The following is a 17413-nucleotide window of genomic DNA, read 5'->3' on the forward strand; positions in this document are numbered from 1 at the left end:
AGTCAAACGCGCTGCGGTAATCTGCGGACACAATTGCCATTGAACCTGTCCCCGCCGATGGCTTTCCAAGCAGTATCGAGGGAGACGACCGTGTTGCGCCTAATTTCTGCATTGAGTATTGCGAGTCTCGCGGCGGCGCTCGCCGGTTGCGCCGTCGCGCCCTGGCCGGCCTATCCCGGCTACTACGGCGGCGGTTACTACGACGCCGGCTATAGCTATCCATACGGCTATCCGTATGGTTACGGCTACGGCTATCCCGGCTACTACGGTTATTACGGCCCGAGTTTCGGCGTGTCGTATTGGGGCGGCGGCGGCGGTTGCTGCTGGCGCGGCGGCTGGCATGGCGGCCACGGCGGCTGGCATGGTGGCGGCGGCTGGCACGGCGGCGGTGGAACGTGGCAAGGCGGCGGCGGGATGCACGGCGGCGGCGGTCACGGCCACTGAGCCGGGCATCGCGCCCACGCCACCATCCGCGTCAATCATCCGCGCAAGACCGGAAGCGATTCGTCAGACGCGTCCGTTCACCGGGATCGACGCGCCCGTGACGGCGCGCGCCTCGCCGGATAGCAGAAAGGCGATCACCGCCGCGATCTCGTCGGGCTGCACCCAGCGCGTGAAATCGGCGTCGGGCATATCGGCGCGATTCTGCGGCGTGTCGATAATGCTCGGCAGGATGGCGTTCACCGTCACGCCCTTGTCCTTGAGTTCCTCCGCGAGCGCTTCGGTCAGGCGCGCGACACCCGCTTTCGAAGCCGCATAGGCGCCCATTCCCAGTCCCGCCTTCAATCCCGCGCCCGCGCCGATATTGACGATGCGCCCCGCGCCGCGCGCGAGTAGATGCGGCAGCGCCGCCTTCGACGCGTTGAGCGCAGTCTTCACGTTCAGATCGAACATCAGGTCCCAGGTGCGCGCGTCGCCCTCCGCGACGGTTTCCCAGCGAAACGCGCCCGCGATGTTGACGAGCGCATCGAGCCCGCCGAGCGCCTGATGCGCCGCGTCGAGGCCCTTGCGCGCGCCCTCGGGATCGACGAGATCGACGCCGCCCACCGGCACGGCGTTCGTCAGGGCGGCGGGCCACGCCGAACCTTGCGGCGCGTCGCCCCGGCCGATCAGCGCCACGCGTGCGCCGCGCGCCGCGAAAAATGCGGCGGTGGCCATGCCGAGATTGCCGAAGCCGCCCGTGATCGCCACGGTCATTCCGTTCATCGAGTTGTGCATTTTTTCTTCCTGCGAGAGATGCGCCGGACGCGCCCGCTTCGCTGCGCTGCGTCCTGGCGGCGAGTGCTTGCCAATTGCTGAAGCGGCAGCGCAAAACGCGCTGCCGCTGCGTGCCGCCACGTTAACCGAGCGCGCCGGCGTCGGCAACTACAGCCACCGCGCTCAGGCGTCGGTGCGTACCGCGGCGAGCGTGCGCTTGCGCAGATCCTCCGTGGTCTCGCCCTTGCCGTTCGCGCTCCAGCCCGGCGGCAGAAACACGTGACGCACGGCGGTCCACAGATCGGGCGCGGCGGCGATGTCGCGTGCGAGGCTCACCCAGTGCTCGAATTCGACGACCAGCGGATTGCGCGAACGCGTCGGCGTCACGAGGCCGTAGCGGCACGGCTCGTCGGCGCGTTCCGCCACATAGGTGCCGAACAGCCGGTCGAACACGACCAGCACGCCGCCGTAATTCGCATCGAGGTAATCGACGTTCGACGCATGATGCACGCGATGCGCGGACGGCGTATTGAACACGTACTCGAGCCAGCCGAGCTTCGGCATCCACGTGTTGTGCAGCCAGAACTGATAGAGCAGGTTGAACGAGAGAATCGCGAAAACGATTTCCGGACGCACGCCGAGCCAGACGAGCGGCGCGAAGAACATCGCCGGCCCCGTGAGTTTGCCGGTCCAGCCGAGCCGATACGCGGACGACAGCGTGAGCTGGTTCGGCGAATGATGCACGGCATGCGTGGCCCAGAAGAAGCGCATGCGATGCGACGCGCGGTGATACCAGTAGTAGCAGAACTCCTGGCCGATGAAGACGAACAGCGCGAGCGTGACGTTGTCGATGGACAGCGTGAAGATGCGATGCGTCCACGCGAAATGGAAGATCGGCGCCGACAGCGAAATCGGCAGGAACGCGAACAATTTTCTGCCGACCAGATCGGCCAGTGAAATCCAGACTTCGCTCCAGTCGAAGCGTTCGGCGCCAGGCTGGCGCTCCTTGAAGGTGAGCACGGCGGCTTCGATCATCGACGCGGCGACGATGAAGAGCGTGACATAAACCGCGATTTTTCCGGTGGCAAGCATGATGGGCGACAGCCTCTTTGCGCGATGCGGCGCGATGCAGTGCAGTTGAGGAAAGACGCGTCGCTCGCAACGGAATGCGCGGGGCGCGTCGGATGAACAGCACTGTAGTGACGCGTCGCGCGAAACTCCACGCGCGAATTATGTCGCCGCATGTCATGGGTCTTTTTTGGCCTTTTGCAGCGCCGCGCGCCCTGCCCGCCTGCGCCCGCCGCGTCTGGCGAGGACGCGTTTCGCCGCCCCGTCATGTAACACGGCGACATGGTTTTCAACGCGACTTGCGCGAGGCGCCGCCCTATAGTTCGTTCCGCTGACACGCCACGAACGTGCTGCCACGAAGCCCCCGGAACCACCCGGCCGATTCGTCCTCCGCCACCCGCGCCACCCGCACCGCAAGGAACCACGATGAACAAGCTCACACTCGCCGTCGCCGCCACGCTGATCGGCCTCGCCAGCGCCCCCGCGTTCGCCGGCTGGTCCGGCCACGGCACCGCCTACACGCCGCACGGCACCTACAGCGGCGCGCACGCCGGGTCGTGCGGCGGCGGTAGCTGCACGCATGCGGGCGGCGTGGTCGGTCCGTGGGGCGGGCTCGCGACCAACACGGGCACGGTCACGCGCACCGCGCCGGGCCAGTTCGCTAACAGCGGCACGGCGGTCGGCCCGAATGGCCGCTCGGTCCAGCATTCGGGCGATACGAGCTGCGCGGGCGGCACCTGCTCGCACACCGGCAGCATGACCGGCGAGGACGGCCGCAGCGCGTCGACCTCGGGCAGCGTGACGCGCACGGCGCCGGGCCAGTATTCGTCGACGGGCACGGTCACGGCCGCGAACGGCAACAGCGTCAGCCACAACGCCTCGACGAGCTGCGCAGGCAACACCTGCTCGCGCTCGGGCACGGCGACCGGCTCGAACGGCGGCAGCGTCGCGCACTCGGGCAGCGCGACGCGCGTCGCGCCCGGCGTCGTGACCACGTCGGGCGGCAGCACGGTCGTGCACGGCGGCACGGTGAGCACGGGCGGCACGACGGTCGTGCATGGCGGGACCGTCGCAGTCGGCGCGACCGTGGCCGTGGTCCCCCCGCCCGCGCCGGTTCCGGTCGTCGTGCCCGCGCCGGTCGTCGTGACGCCGCCGCCCGCGCCCACCGTCTACGTCGCGCCCGCTCCGGCACCTGCGCCGAAGACCGTGTATGTCGCGCCGCCGCCGCCGAAAACCGTCTACGTGGCCCCGCCCGCGCCGAAGGTCGTGTACGTCGCGCCGCCACCGCCCAAGGTCGTCTACGTGGCGCGCCCCCTGCCGCGCGCGGTCTATATCGCGCCGCGTCCCGTCTATGTCGCGCCCGCGCCGCGTGCCGCCATCTGGGTTCCGGCGCATTGGGCCGGCGGCGTCTGGGTGCCCGCGCATTGGGCGTGATTCGGCATGAAAGATGTAAGTCCTTAATTAGCCGCCGTTTTTAATCGCATTCCCTGATCCGCTTTTCAACCACGCCGGCGCGCTGCGTCGGCTGCCTCACGGAGTTCAGCATGAAGAAGATGATTGCCGCCCTTGTTTTGTGTATCGTTTCAGCAGCAGCGACGGTGCCGGCCACGGCCCTCGCGCAAACGACGTCCACGCCGCCCGGCGCGATCAACAGCGGACGACTCGAACGCGCGATGGCGCAGTTGCCCACACGCTTCGCCCAGGCGAACACGAGCGGCGACGGCAAGCTCACGCGCGCGCAGGCGCAAAGCGGCATGCCGATGGTCGCGCAGCACTTCGACGAAATCGACACGCAGCACAACGGCTACATCACGCTCGCGCAGATCGAGGATTTCATGCGCGAACGCGCCGCCGCGGTGCGCTGACGCCCTTCAACCCTACCCCCGCCGGAGGCGGCCGATGGAGCAGGCAAACCGGATCATCGTGCTCGACGACGAAGCCGAGCTGCGCAACATGCTGCAACGCTTCCTGAGCGGACATGGCTTCGAGGTGCGCGCCGTCGCCGACGGCAAGCGCCTCGACCGCATGCTGCAACGCGAGCCCTACGACCTGCTCGTGCTCGACCTGATGATGGAGCCGGAAGACGGCCTGAGCGTCTGCCGCCGTCTGCGTGCCGAAGGCCACACCTTGCCGATCCTGATGCTCACCGCGAAAGGCGACGCCGCCGACAAGGTCATCGGCCTCGAAACCGGCGCCGACGACTATCTCGCCAAACCCTTCCTGCCCGACGAACTCGTCGCGCGCGTGAAAGCGCTGCTGCGCCGCCAGAAAATGGCGTCCGGCGAACCCACGGTCACCTCGCAGCGGCTGCGTTTCGGCGACTTCACCTTCGACGTCGGCCAGCAGACGCTCATGCGCGACGGCGTGCCGATCGACGTCCACTCGGCGCAGATGCTGTTGCTGCACGCGCTCGGCTCGTCGCCGAACCGCGCCGTGAGCCGGGAAAACCTGCTCGCCCGCGCGCGCGGACGCGATCACAACGCGCTCGATCGCAGCGTCGACGTGCAGATCCTGCGGCTGCGCCAGATCGTCGAGGACGATCCCGCCAAGCCGCGCTTCATCAAGACCGTGTGGGGCATCGGCTACATGCTGGTGGCCGGCGTCGACACCTGACGCGCCCCGCATGCGTGCTCCCGCCCAACCGCGCCGCTGGCTGCCGCGCTCGCTGCTCTCGCGCAACATCGTGCTGCTGGTGGTGCTCGTCGCGCTCACGCAGGCGTGCTCGCTGAGCGCGCTGCTCCATTTCGTGCAGCGCCCGCGCATCGAGCGCGCGTCGATCATTTTCGCGGACTACGTGCGCATGCTCGACAGCCTGCTCGCCGCCATGCCGCCCGACGAAGGCCGCGTGGCCGCCGCGCGCATGAACGCGCATCGCAGCGCGCCCGCCGCAAGCACGGCGATGCCCGCGATCAGCCCGCTGCGCTTCTTCCGCACGTGGCAGCGCGATGTCTTCATCCGCTCGCTTACGCGCGATCTGCCCGCCGACATGCCCATACGCTGGGAAACCACCGACGAGGAGCGCCTCTGGATCCGCGTGCACGCGGCGGGCGAGCCGGTCTGGATCGCGCTGCCGATGACCGCCGACGCCCAGGCGAGCGGCATCACCACGGCGGTCATTCTGTCGATCGGCCTCGCGCTGCTCGCGGGCTTGACGGGCTGGCTGATCCAGCTGCATCTGAACCGGCCGCTGGCCGATCTCGCGGATGCGGCCCGGCGCGTGAGCGCCGGCGACGCGCCCGCACCGCTGCCCACCGACGGCCCCACCGAAATCGCCGAGGTCAGCAGCGCCTTCAATCAAATGACCGACGCGCTCAAACAGGCGGAAGCGACGCGCGCGCTGATGCTCGCGGGCGTCTCGCACGACATCCGTACGCCGCTGACGAAGCTGCGCCTCGCGATTGCGATGGCGCTGCCGCGCGGCACCAATGACAGCCTCGTCGCGTCGTCCGAAGGCTATCTCGACCATATCGACACGATTCTTCAGCAGTTCATGGATTACGCGGGCAGCGGCGAGCGCGAGGCGCCGCAAACGGGCGATCTGAACGCGCTCGCGGGCCAGCTCGTCGCCGAATTCACGGGGCTCGGGCACGAGTTCGATCTGGAGGAAGGCGACCTGCCGCCGTTCGCGTTCCGGCCCGTCGCCGTCATGCGCGTGCTGATGAACCTGATGCAGAACGCGGTGGTGTACGGACGCACAGGTCTGCGCGTGCGCACCTGGCGCGACGGCGACGACGCCTGCGTGGCCATCTGCGATCGCGGCAGCGGCATTCGCGCGGCGGAACTCGAGCGCCTCAAATCGCCGTTCAGCCGTGGCGACAACGCGCGCACGCATTCCGGCGGCACCGGCCTCGGACTCGCCATCGTCGAACGCATCGCGCGTCTGCACGGCGGTTCGCTAACTTTTCACGACCGCGCGGGCGGCGGACTCGAAGCCCTCGTGCGGCTGCCGCTGAACCCTCAGACGAATGCCCCGGCCGCCGCGCGCAGATAAGCGCGGCTCACTGCGGGTGATCGCAGGTGACATGAATCGACATAATTTGCGCGTGGCGTCCGCGCGCGCCTTTGCCCATACTTGCACCCATGCGCTGAACGACGCATCGGACCGCAAGACACGCCAGACACCGCGCGCGTAACACGATGCCCTGCCAGCTCTAACGAAGCATTTCCGATAGTTCGCCATCCTGATCAATTCGCGAGTATCGGACCACTCATGCAATCAAGCACTCAGGCAACGGACATCGACATGAACTCGCTCCTTCTCTCCCTCGTCAACAAGACCAAGCGCCTCGCGGGCGCCGTGCTGCTCGCCGGCTCGCTGTTCGCCTCGGGCTGCGCCTCGGCCGCGACGGCGTTGCAGTCGGCCGGTCCGCTGCCGCAAGTGCATGCGGACGTGATCTACGTGTCGGCGTTCGAGATTTCGCCCGATCTCGTGAAGCTCGACGGCGGCATGGCGCAGAAGATCAAGTCGATGGCGAGCGGCGAATCGTCGGCGCAACAGCAGCAACAAACGGCGCTCGCAGCACGCGAAGCGCTCGCCAATGAGATCGTCGCCGAATTGCGCAAGCAGGGTTTGAACGCCGTGCGCGCCGATGGTCCGGTTCCCGCCGGACGCAACGCGATCGTCGTGGAAGGCCGCATCGACACCATCGACGCAGGCAGCCGTCGCCGTCGCATTCTGATCGGTCTGGGCGCGGGCAAGAGCGAAGTGGGCGCGACCATCGCACTCTCGTTCGTGCCGGCCAACGGCGCGCCGCAAGCGCTCGCGACCTTCGAAGCCAACGCGGACAGCGGCCATATGCCGGGCGTCGCCGAAACGGCAGGCGTGGGCGCGGCGGCGGGTCATGTGGCGGTGTCGGCGGCGGCAGGCGGCGGCTTGCACGGCGCGTCGGAAGCGAAGCACGACACCGTGACCTCCGACGCCGACAAGCTCGCCCGCTCGATCGCGAAGCAACTGGGTCAAGCCGCGCAGGAAAATGGCTGGATGCCGGTCAGCCACGCAAGCTGAGTCTTGCATCGATAAAAAAACGGCGGCGCTTTCATGCGCCGCCTTTTTCATTTATTCAGCCTGCTCGCGATAATGCGCGAACTTCGACGTCTGCCCGATCCCGGGATTGAAGCAGTTGCACGGGTCGAGTTCTTCGTAAAACGCTTTCAACGCAGGCTTCGCGTGATAAAGATGCCCGACGTTGTGCTCCGCCGGATATTCGGCGCCGCGTTCATCGAGCAGTTTCCACATCTCGTGTTCGAGCGCGAGGCAGTCGTTGCCCTTGCGAACGATATAGTCCTGATGAAACACGTGGCAAAGAAAATGCCCGTAATACAGCTTGATCGCGATGGGCTTTTCGACGTGCGCGGGCAAAGTTTCGAACCAGTCGCGATCGTTACGGCGCAAGGCGATATCGAGCGCAACGATATCCTCGACTTCCTGACCGTGCACGGCGCGATAACGCACCGCCGCGCCCGCCGCCGCGAAGCGATGCAGAAAAGCCTTGCTGCCTTCTTCGTCGGTGCATTCGAAAAAGTCGCCGCTCGCGTCCGAGAAATAGCGCCGCAAATACGCGCGCGTTTCATCGACGGTATCGGCGGACACCTTGAGCATCAAATGATGTTCGTAGCGCTCGCGATAATCCTTGAGGCGCGCGGGCAAATGGCTCGGAAACAGGCGGCTCAGCGCCTGCATCACGCGGTCGGTGAAATGCGCGGGCAGAAAGCCGAGTCGCTCGAAAAACGCGTCGAAGCGGCTCTTGAGCGCGAACAGCCCCGGCAAACGCTGCGTGCCGAGATGCTGGATCATGAGAAACATGTCCTTGCCGTAGCGCTCGGCGATATCGAAAGCGTCTCGATGCAGATATTCGCCCGCAATCGGCAGATTCGACAGTTTCGTGAGCAGATAACGGCGCACGTCGGTGAGTTCGGACGTTGCGTTGGTGCCGATATAAAACACCTTCGCACCCTTCTCGATGGGGAACGTATCGAGGCGCACCGCGAACACCATCACCTTGCCCGCCGATCCCGACGCCTCATGCAGACGCAGCGGATCGGCGTTATAGCGCGCGGGCGTATCGGCGTTGACGTCGCGCACGTGCTCGGCATAGTGCCGGTCCGACGCCGCGCCCGCATCGTGGCGAATTGCGTCTTCGGGCAGCTCGCCGCGATCGAGACGCGCGAGGATCTGCTCGGGCGTGTCGCCCAGCGCGATGCCCAGATGATTCACGAGACTCAGCCGCCCTTGTGCGTCGACCTGCGCGTACACGCTCATTTCCGTGTACGCCGGACCGCGCCGCACCAGCGAACCGCCGGAGTTGTTGCAGACGCCGCCCATCACCGACGCGCCGATGCACGACGAGCCGATCACCGAATGCGGTTCGCGGCCAAGCGGTTTGAGCGTCTGTTCGAGTTGATCGAGCGTCGAGCCTGGCAGACAGACAACCTGCTTGCCGCCGTCGATCACGTAAACTTTGCGCATGCGCGCCATGCTGACGATCACGACATCGCGATCGTAGTTGTCGCCGTCGGGCGTGGAGCCGCCTGTCAAACCGGTATTCGACGCCTGCGAAATCACGATCGCATTCGCCGCCATGCACGCTTGCAGCACCTGCCACTGCTCGACGAGCGAGCCGGGCCGCACCACCGCCGCCACCTTGCCCTGACCGAAGCGAAATCCCGTGCGATAACGCCGCGTGGCTTCGTCGCCGGTCAGCACATAGTCGCGGCCAACGAGCGCTTGCAGCGAGGCGATTAGCACCGGACGCGCGGTGTCGCGTTGAGCGCGCGACGCGACCGGTGACGGAGAAACAGTGGACATGCGAACAGCTCCTGGATCAAGGGCGAAAACACACACGAAACGGGGCTTTCGCAACTTTTACAAGGATAAAGGCGGGCTGCGGCGCCGTCCAATATCGGAAGCCCGCTCGATCAAGACGAAAAAGATATAGATCGACCTGGGTCGCCTCAGGCGTGGCGCGCCGCCTCGCGCACGATCCGCACGAAGTTCTGCAACGTGGGGGCTTTCTCGCGCGGACGATAGACGAGTGCGATGGTCGTGTGCAGCGAGCCGCCCTTGAGCGCGTGATAGGTCACGCCCTTCGCCTGAATCTGCCGCATAGAGGACGGAATCAGCGTCACGCCGAAACCTGCCGCGGCCATGTTCACGGTCGAGGAAATCTGCGGCGACTCCATGCTGATGACCGGATTGAAGCCCGCCGCATGACACGCGCTGATGATGGAATCGTAGAGATCCGGGCCAATAGGACGGGGAAACAGAATCAGCGGATCACCCGCGAGATCAGCCAGATCGATGCTGCGGCGACGCGCGTAACGGTGGCGCGGCGGCAGCACGGCGAGCACGTCTTCTTCCACCAGCATCTGCGTGGCAAGCCCCCGGCAATCGAGCGGCAAACGCACGAAAGCCGCGTCCACTTTGGCATCGTTCACGCGGTCGAGCAGCACCGAACTGTTGCTCTCCTCGCAGCCGATCGTCACGCCGGGCCACGCGCTGCGAAAGCGCTGCAAGACCGTGGCAACGAGCGGATGAAACACGGTAGAGCCCGCGAAGCCCAGAATCAGCCGTCCGCTTTCGCCGCGCCCGACGTTCTGCGCCTCCGCGAGCGCGAGGTCGGCGTCTTCGACGATGCGTTGCGCGCGCACGCGAAACAGCCGCCCCGCTTCGGTCAGTTCCACGCGCCGCGAATGGCGGATAAACAGCCGCGTGCCGATTTCCTTTTCGAGCTTGAGGATTTGCTGGCTCAGCGGCGGCTGGGCAATGCCGAGTGCGTTCGCGGCTTCGCTGAAGTGCAAATGCTCGGCGACCGCGAGAAAATAGCGTAGCTGACGCAGTTCCATATCTTTTTCGTCTAGATCCAATCCGCGCAGTGTGGATCAGATCGGCGCGCGCGTCCATGACGCCGGATGGCGGATGACGTGGCGTCAGCCCGTGCCCATGCGCGTTTCGTCGACGAAGCGCTCGGTGGCGTCGTCGATCTTGCGGCCCTTGCGGCCGATCGGACCGTGAATATAGACGGTTTTCATATCGATGGCCGGCGCGCCGTGCATGGCAGGCGGCGGCGACATGGCGTATTTCACCTCGCGTTCGTGATCGGCGAGTTGCAGTCGCGGATCGAACACCGAGTTGAACTTCCATAGCATGCGCACAAAATTGGTCTGACCGCGCACGAGCAGATGCGCGGCCTGGCCCGCCGCGCCGCGCAATGCGCTCCAGCCCAGATGTTTGCGATTGAGCACCTGCTGCGTGCGCACGAGTTCCGCGTAGAACTCGGCCAACGGCAGGCGCGTCGGCACCACGGCGTGCTGAATGTCGTAGAGGCGATAGTCGAGGCTCGTGAGCGGCCGCGATTCCTGCTGCCAGTTTTCGGTGCCCGGATACGGCGTGTTCACGCTGATATTCACGATCTCCGGAATCTCCAGGCACCACTGCCGAATGGTTTCGAAGCGGTCGTGATCCCAATCGGGATCGGCGATCAGATTGATGGCCACGGTGATGCCCAGCGAGCGCGCGAATTCCAGCGCCTCGAAATTGCGGTCGAGACTGATGCGTTTGCGAAACGCCTTGAGCCCCGCTTCGTCGATCGCTTCGAGGCCCAGAAACATGTACTTGAGCCCGAGCGATTCCCACGCGCGAAACACGTCCTTGTTGCGCAGCAGCACGTCGCCGCGCGTCTCGAGGTAGTAACGCTTCTTGATGCCGCGTTGGCGGATTGCATCGGCGATCGCCATGCCGTGTTCGGCGTGCACGAAGGCCACGTCGTCGACGATGAAAACGCCCGGTTCGCGCAGCGCAGCGAGTTCTTCCACCACCACTTCGGGGCTGCGCGTGCGATAGCTGCGCCCGTAAAAGGTCCACGCGCTGCAGAACGTGCAGTCCCACGGACAACCACGCGCGAACTCGATGGACGCGCATGGATCGAGTGTGCCGATGAAGTATTTGCGCCGATGCCGCAACAGATCGCGCGCGGGACGCACAGGATCGAGATGCTCGACGAAGCGCGGCGGCGGCCCGGAGCCGTCGCGCGTGACGACGCCCGCCACGCTCAGCAGGTCGCCGCCCTGCGCCACCACGGCGAGCAGATCGTTGATCGACGCTTCGCCCTCGCCGCGCAGAATACAGTCGATCGCGCCCTCGGCGTGGCGCAGTAGATCGTGCGCCGTAAACGACACGCTGTGGCCGCCCACGAACACGAAGCACGACGGCAGCACGGCCTTCACGGCTTTCGCGAGATCGACGATTTCGGGAATGTTCGCCAGGTAGTTGCCCGAAAAGCACAGCGCTTCGGGCCGCCAGTTGCGCACGCGGCGCATGAGGTCGCGATGGGTTTCCACCTGGAGGTCGAGCAGTTGCACCTCGTGGCCCGCATCGCGCGCCGTGCCCGCGACCGATTCGAGACCCAGCGGTTCGAGCCGCAGGAACACGCGCGTGTACATCAACCCACTCGGGTGGACGGCAAGCAATCTCATGAAGCCTCCTTGCACGACGCGCGTCACGCGCCTGCCTGTTGCTCGATGCTGGATGCCTGGCACTGCCACGTGCGAGTCTACGCGCGTTCGCGCGAGCGCGCTTTCAGGCGCGCCGCTTCCTTATTGGCTCTTTATCGTCGCCTGGCCGTCGCTTCGCGATCGCTGCATCGCGCATTCAAAAACTGCCGAACAGCGAGCCCAGCACGATCACCACGGCCAGCGCGATCAGTGCGCCGACGATGCTCACCACCACCAGATCGCGATAGCTGTCGCGATGCGTGGAACCGCATACGGCCAGCAGCGTCACCACCGCGCCGTTGTGCGGCAGGCTGTCGAGCGTGCCCGATGACATCACGGCCACGCGATGCATCAGCGCCGGATCGATATGATGCTGCGCGGCAAGCTGCATATAGGTGCTGCCGAGCGCATCGAGCGCGATCGTCAGGCCGCCCGAAGCCGAGCCGGTCAGCCCGGCGAGCAGGTTCGTCGCGACCGCGAGCGAAACGAGCGGACCGCCGCCGATGCCGAGCACCCAGTCGCGCACGGCCTCGAACGCGGGCAGCGCGGCGATCACCGCGCCGTAGCCGACGAGGCTGCCGACGCTCAGCACCGGCAGCACCGACGCGTTCGCGCCCGCATCGACGCTCTCGCGCAGCGCGCCCAGCCGCTGACGGTTCAGCGCCACCAGCACGAGGATGCCGAGCGCGAGCGCCACGCACACACCCCACACGCCCGCGACGGCGGACAGCGACGTCGCGCCCCAACGCGGCTCGGCGAGATAGCTCGCGTCGATGCGCGGAAACACCAGCATGTTCATCACGAAGTTCATCGCGACCACCACCACGAGCGGCGCGAGCGCGACCCACGCGGGCGGCGCGCCGGCGTGCAGCGACGCCTCCGCGCCCGCGTCGATTTCGGCGGGATCGAAGGTTTGCGCCACGCTCGCGCGTTCGCGCACGAGCGGGCTTTTGCCGCGCGAGGCGTCGTCTGCGCCGCCGTCGTGCGGCTCGACGAAGCCTTCGCCGTTGCGCTTCGCCGCGGCGGCCGCGCGCCCGAGCCACCAGAGCCCGAAGCCCGCCATCACGCAGGTCGCGACGATGCCAAGCCCCGGCGCCGCGAACGGCGTCGTGCCGAAGAACGGCATCGGAATCGCATTTTGCAGCGCGGGCGTGCCGGGAAGCGCGGACATCGTGAACGTGGCCGTGCCGAGCATGATCGTCGCGGGCATCAGACGGCGCGGAATATTCGCGGAGCGGAACAACGCCTGCGCCATCGGCGCGAGCACGAAGAACGCCACGAAGAGGCTCACGCCACCATAAGTCACGAGCGCGCCGCCGAGCACCACGGCCACCAGCGCGTGACGCGTGCCGAGCTTGTCGATCATGAATTGCGCGACGGCGTCGACCGAACCGCTGTCCTCCATCAGCTTGCCGAACAGCGAGCCGAGCAGAAACAGCGGAAAGAACTGCGCGAGAAAACGGCCCGTGCTCAGCATGAAAGTCTGCGTCCAGTGCGCGAGCACGGGCTGGCCCGAGATCAGCGCCGCGAGCATCGCGCAGAGCGGCGCGAGCAGCAGCACGCTCCAGCCGCGATACGCGAGCCAGATCAGCAGCGCGAGACTCGCGAGCATGCCGACGAGGCCAAGCGCCAGCGCGCCGGCGGTCATGGCAGTTCTCCGTGGAAGAGTTCGTCGAGTGTGAAGGTCGAGTCCACGCCCAGTTGCGCGCCGTGGCTGGCGAGGAACGCGTCGGCGGTGCGCCGCCCTTCGTCGCGCAACATCGTCATGAAAGCCCATTCCGCATTGAGTTTCGACGACGAGCCGAGCGACACGAGCGTGTCGCTGTGCACGCGATGCAGCCGCATGCTGGCCCAACGTCGCCCTTCCTCGCTGCCCGCGTCGGCGACCTTGTGCAGCAGCGCCATCATGCGCAGCTCCTTGACGAGCGGCGCGTTGAATGCGATCTCGTTGAGCCGGTTGATGATTTCGCGCGCCGAACGCGGCGTGCCCGCGCGCTCCACCGGATTGACCTGCACGAGGATCGTGTCGATCGAATCGGTTTCGCGGATCAGCGGCGTGATCGACGGATTGCCCGCATAACCGCCGTCCCAGTACGCCTCGCCGTCGATTTCGACGGCCTGGAACAGCGTGGGCAGGCAAGCCGAGGCGAGCAGCGCGTCGGGCGTGAGATCGGCGTTGCGGAACACCCGCGCCTGCCCGTTGCTCACGCGCGTCGCGGTCGTGAACAGCTTGATGCGCGAGGTTCGCAGCGCGTCGAAGTCGATGGTGTCTGCGAGGATCGTGCGCAGCGGATTGACGCTCGCGGGATTGAGGTCGTAGGGCGAAGCCACGCGCGCCATCATGTCGAGCGCGACGAAGATCGGCGAGTGATCGAGCGTCCAGCGACCCAGCAGCATGTCGACGAAACCGCGCCGGAACGGACTGAAACGCGCGGCGTCAGCGACGCGTCGCCAGAAGGATTCGAGCGCCTCGCGCGCGCCGGGCGCGCCGTCGTGCGCGAAGCCGCTCGCGAGCACGGCGGCGTTCATCGCGCCCGCCGAGGTGCCGGAAATGCCTTCGATCCGCAGCCACGGCTCTTCGAGCAGGCGGTCGAGCACGCCCCAGGTGTAGGCGCCGTGCGAGCCGCCGCCCTGCAAGGCGAGGTCGACGAGCAGCGGTTCGGCGTGGGATGTCGTGTCACGTTCGGCGGCCATGGGGGCTCCTTGATCTGCGACCCTTGGCGAGGTTACAGGAAAAGCGCGGAGCGCTTCGCGCGGATGCCGCACTGCGCCAATTTCTGGCTTGGGATGGGCTTTTGGGGAGATTGGCGGGGATTTTGGGTACGCTTGAGGTGTTGCTCGACGCGCATCTGGACGTAACTGCCGAATGCCTTTGGTAGACTGATTTTTTCGCCTTTGTCGAGCATGGCCGCGCCGGTCGCCGCTTCGTTTTTCGCCCCTTCGTTTTCGCCAATCGTGCCCCGTTCCGCCACACTGTCCCGGCTTCCCCGTCTGCTTGCCGACATCCGCGCCTGCGGCGTGTGCGGCGATGCGTTGCCGCTCGGCCCGCGCCCGGTGTTGCAGGCCAGCACGACCGCGCGTCTGCTGATCGTCGGTCAAGCGCCGGGCGCGAAGGTCCACGCCTCCGGCATTCCGTGGGACGACGCAAGCGGCGAGCGTCTGCGCGCGTGGCTCGGCATCGGCAAGGATGTGTTCTACGACGCCGCGCGCGTCGCCATCGTGCCGATGGGTTTCTGCTATCCGGGCCGCGGCGCGAGCGGCGATAACCCGCCGCGCCCCGAGTGCGCCGCGCTTTGGCACGAACGCCTGCTCGCCCTGCTGCCGCAGGTGCGGCTTACGCTGCTGGTCGGACAGTACGCGCAGCGCTATATGCTCGGCGCGCGCCGCAAGGCGTCGCTGACCGAAACGGTCGAAGCGTGGCGCGAGTACGGGCCGGATTGCGTGCCGCTGCCGCATCCGTCGCCGCGCAATCAGGCGTGGTTCAAGCACCATCCGTGGTTCGGGCACGACGTGCTGCCCGCGTTGCGCGCGCGCGTCGCGGCGCTGATGGATGCGGCGGACGGGGCCTCGGCTGCTGCATCGCTAATCGCATCGCCCACATCCGCGCACCGAGGCGCGCGTATCGCCACGGCTCACCAGGAGACGCACACGATGACTCAAGGGACCATCGAGATCCAGCGGGTGTACGAACCGCTGCCCGACGACGGACGCGTCTGCTTTCTCGTCGACCGCCTGTGGCCGCGCGGCATCCGCAAGGAGACGCTCGCCGGCGTGACCTGGGCGAAGGATGTCGCGCCGAGCACGGCGCTGCGCCAGTGGTTTCACGCGAGCGGCACCGACGCCGCGCACTGGGACGAATTCCGCCGCCGCTATCTCGCCGAACTCGACGCCAACCGCGAGGGCTGGCAACCGCTTGCCGACGCCAGCGCGCAGCATCCCATCGTGCTGCTCTACGGCGCGCACGATACGGAGCACAATCACGCCGCCGTGCTGCGCGACTTTCTCGCGAAACATCGCCACCGGAAGTGACAACGCCCGGCGCATGGGCCGGGCGTTGCACTGTCCAAAGTGTCCGTGAAGTGTCCAGACTGTCCCTGGCGGACACTTCAGTACACCTCAAAACACTTCGGTACGGATCAGAACAGATACATCCCCGCGATGAACACTACGCCCGAGAACAGCAGCGTGGTCACGCAGTAACCCATGATGTCGCGCACGCCGAGGCCCGCGATCGCCAGTGCGGGCAACGCCCAGAACGGCTGCGCCATATTGGTCCACGCCTCGCCGTAAGCGATCGCCATCGCCGACTTGCCGAGGTCCGCGCCCAGCGCCTGGGCCGCCGGCATCACGAACGGTCCCTGCACGACCCAGTGGCCGCCGCCCGACGGCACCGCGAAATTGATGACCGCCGAGCTCAGGAACGCGAGCAGCGGGAACGTGTGCACATTGGCGATATCGACGAACCATTTCGTGATCACGCCCGCGAGACCCGAATGGTCCATCAGCGCCTGAATGCCCGCGTAGAACGGGAACTGGATCATGATGCCCGACGCGCCCTTCGCCGCGCCGGCCACCGCACGCGCATAGGCCATCGGCGTCTTGTGCAGCACGAGGCCCGCGGCGAGGAACACCAGATTCACGGTGTCGATGTCGAGCGCGAAACCCTTTTCGTGGAAACGCACGCCCAGAAACACCGCGCACAGCGCCGCCACCAGCAGCGAGAGCGCGCGGCTTTCCTCGATGCGTTCGGCGAAGGTCGCGTCCGGCCCGAGCTTGCGCTCGACCGAGGGCGGATCTTCGAGCAGCGCGGGATCGACCGAGACGACGTCTTCAGGCTTCGGCATCATCAGGCGCACGAGAATCGGCAGCAGGACGATCAGCGCGATCGTGATGAAGGCGTTGTAGCCCGTGAAAATGGTCTGCGAAACCGGGATCAGGCCGATGGTCTTTTCCATCGGATTGCCCTTGGTGGCCGCGACCAGCGGCACCGAGCCCGAGAGGCCGCCGTGCCACGTGAGAAAACCCATGTACGCAGCGGCGACCAGCAGCCGGTAGTCGGTGCCGCGCACGCGGCGCGCCACTTCGCGCGAGAACATCGCGCCGAGCACGAGGCCGAAGCCCCAGTTGATCGCGCACGCAACCGCGCCCACGAAGGCCACCAGCATCACACCCTGGCCCGGCGTGCGCGCACAGCCGGCGAGCGCGACCAGCAGGCGCTTGACCGGCGCCGAGCTGGCGAGCGCGTGGCCGGTCACGAGGATCAGCACCATCTGCATCGAGAATGCGAGCAGATTCCAGAAGCCCGAGCCCCACATCATCACAAGTTGGGCGGGCGGCTGCGGCGTCAGCGAGAACGCCAGCACGAAGGTCACGACCGTCAGCAGGATCGCGAAAATGAGCGGGTCCGGCAAGAATCGATGGACTACGCCGGTAAAGAAATTGGCAATGCGTTGAATCACCTGGTCTGCTCCTCGTCTTTCTGATTTGATCCGGCTGCCGCTTCTGCTGCGACTTGGGGCGCCTGCGTCCTGCGGCGTGCCGAGCCGCGATTCTTGCACAAGCCGCGCGAGCGCGTGCGGCTCGCCCGCGCGCCGTCGTGTCCCGAAATGCGGCGTATGCGTCCTGATGGCGTCGAAATAACCCGTAACATGCGCAACCG

General features: G+C 66.6%; 16 protein-coding genes and 1 pseudogene. 8 read left to right on the forward strand and 9 right to left on the reverse strand.

Annotated elements, in window-relative coordinates; translation table 11 throughout:
• Nucleotides 1-90: 90 nt before the first annotated feature.
• Nucleotides 91-444, forward strand: a complete 354-nt coding sequence (locus SB764_RS04145) for a hypothetical protein (RefSeq protein WP_065065705.1) — start codon at nt 91-93, stop codon at nt 442-444.
• Between the two features lie 63 nt (nt 445-507).
• Here the strand turns inward: SB764_RS04145 and SB764_RS04150 are convergent, their stop codons facing one another.
• Nucleotides 508-1218, reverse strand: coding sequence for an SDR family NAD(P)-dependent oxidoreductase (locus tag SB764_RS04150; protein ID WP_410862735.1), 711 nt, complete (start codon nt 1216-1218; stop codon nt 508-510).
• A 162-nt stretch (nt 1219-1380) separates the two neighbouring features.
• Nucleotides 1381-2289, reverse strand: coding sequence for a sterol desaturase family protein (locus SB764_RS04155; RefSeq protein ID WP_110328200.1), 909 nt, complete (start codon nt 2287-2289; stop codon nt 1381-1383).
• Between the two features lie 402 nt (nt 2290-2691).
• Between SB764_RS04155 and SB764_RS04160 the strand changes: the two genes are divergently transcribed.
• From SB764_RS04160 to SB764_RS04180, 5 genes are all read left to right on the forward strand, one after another.
• Nucleotides 2692-3699 carry a hypothetical protein gene (locus tag SB764_RS04160; RefSeq protein ID WP_321869997.1) on the forward strand — a complete coding sequence of 336 codons (1008 nt, stop codon included), beginning with the start codon at nt 2692-2694 and terminating at the stop codon, nt 3697-3699.
• A 110-nt stretch (nt 3700-3809) separates the two neighbouring features.
• Nucleotides 3810-4130 carry an EF-hand domain-containing protein gene (locus SB764_RS04165; RefSeq protein WP_065057552.1) on the forward strand — a complete coding sequence of 107 codons (321 nt, stop codon included), beginning with the start codon at nt 3810-3812 and terminating at the stop codon, nt 4128-4130.
• Between the two features lie 34 nt (nt 4131-4164).
• Nucleotides 4165-4878 carry a response regulator gene (locus SB764_RS04170; protein WP_110328203.1) on the forward strand — a complete coding sequence of 238 codons (714 nt, stop codon included), beginning with the start codon at nt 4165-4167 and terminating at the stop codon, nt 4876-4878.
• Between the two features lie 10 nt (nt 4879-4888).
• Complete coding sequence (locus SB764_RS04175) at nt 4889-6256, forward strand: ATP-binding protein (RefSeq protein WP_410862736.1); 1368 nt, start codon at nt 4889-4891, stop codon at nt 6254-6256.
• A 252-nt stretch (nt 6257-6508) separates the two neighbouring features.
• A complete protein-coding gene (locus SB764_RS04180) occupies nt 6509-7270 on the forward strand; it encodes a DUF4410 domain-containing protein (RefSeq protein WP_065057549.1) in 762 nt (253 codons plus the stop codon).
• A 51-nt stretch (nt 7271-7321) separates the two neighbouring features.
• Here SB764_RS04180 and dld read toward each other — a convergent pair whose 3' ends face one another.
• The 6 genes from dld to SB764_RS04210 all read right to left on the reverse strand — a co-directional run bounded on the left by dld (nt 7322) and on the right by SB764_RS04210 (nt 14825).
• Complete coding sequence (dld, locus tag SB764_RS04185; protein ID WP_410862737.1) at nt 7322-9070, reverse strand: D-lactate dehydrogenase; 1749 nt, start codon at nt 9068-9070, stop codon at nt 7322-7324.
• Between the two features lie 146 nt (nt 9071-9216).
• Nucleotides 9217-10107, reverse strand: coding sequence for a LysR family transcriptional regulator (locus SB764_RS04190; RefSeq protein WP_065057548.1), 891 nt, complete (start codon nt 10105-10107; stop codon nt 9217-9219).
• Between the two features lie 84 nt (nt 10108-10191).
• Complete coding sequence (gene hpnR, locus SB764_RS04195; protein ID WP_065057557.1) at nt 10192-11736, reverse strand: hopanoid C-3 methylase HpnR; 1545 nt, start codon at nt 11734-11736, stop codon at nt 10192-10194.
• 175 nt (nt 11737-11911) lie between these two features.
• A complete protein-coding gene (locus tag SB764_RS04200; protein ID WP_410862738.1) occupies nt 11912-13402 on the reverse strand; it encodes a GntP family permease in 1491 nt (496 codons plus the stop codon).
• Nucleotides 13399-14448: a patatin-like phospholipase family protein gene (locus SB764_RS04205; protein ID WP_410862739.1), complete on the reverse strand. Its 1050-nt coding sequence runs from the start codon at nt 14446-14448 to the stop codon at nt 13399-13401. The genes SB764_RS04200 and SB764_RS04205 overlap by 4 nt, the downstream gene beginning before the upstream one ends.
• A gap of 32 nt (nt 14449-14480) precedes the next feature.
• Entirely contained in the window at nt 14481-14825 is a 345-nt protein-coding gene (locus SB764_RS04210) for a hypothetical protein (RefSeq protein ID WP_176080527.1), read from the reverse strand.
• On the opposite strand from SB764_RS04210, the pseudogene SB764_RS04215 reads away from it, so the two are divergent.
• Nucleotides 14737-15303 (forward strand): annotated as a pseudogene (locus SB764_RS04215) (uracil-DNA glycosylase family protein); the annotation flags it as partial. The gene SB764_RS04210 and the pseudogene SB764_RS04215 sit on opposite strands and share 89 nt — an antisense overlap.
• Nucleotides 15304-15405: 102 nt before the next feature.
• On the forward strand, nt 15406-15783 hold the full coding sequence (locus tag SB764_RS04220) for a DUF488 domain-containing protein (protein WP_410862885.1): 378 nt from the start codon (nt 15406-15408) through the stop codon (nt 15781-15783).
• 107 nt (nt 15784-15890) lie between these two features.
• Here SB764_RS04220 and SB764_RS04225 read toward each other — a convergent pair whose 3' ends face one another.
• Nucleotides 15891-17213 (reverse strand): TIGR00366 family protein, encoded by a 1323-nt coding sequence (locus tag SB764_RS04225; RefSeq protein ID WP_074985636.1) that lies wholly within the window; start codon nt 17211-17213, stop codon nt 15891-15893.
• Nucleotides 17214-17413 lie beyond the last annotated feature (200 nt).

Origin of the sequence: Paraburkholderia sp. SIMBA_027 (genome assembly GCF_046535315.1) — a bacterium.
GTDB lineage: Bacteria > Pseudomonadota > Gammaproteobacteria > Burkholderiales > Burkholderiaceae > Paraburkholderia > Paraburkholderia tropica.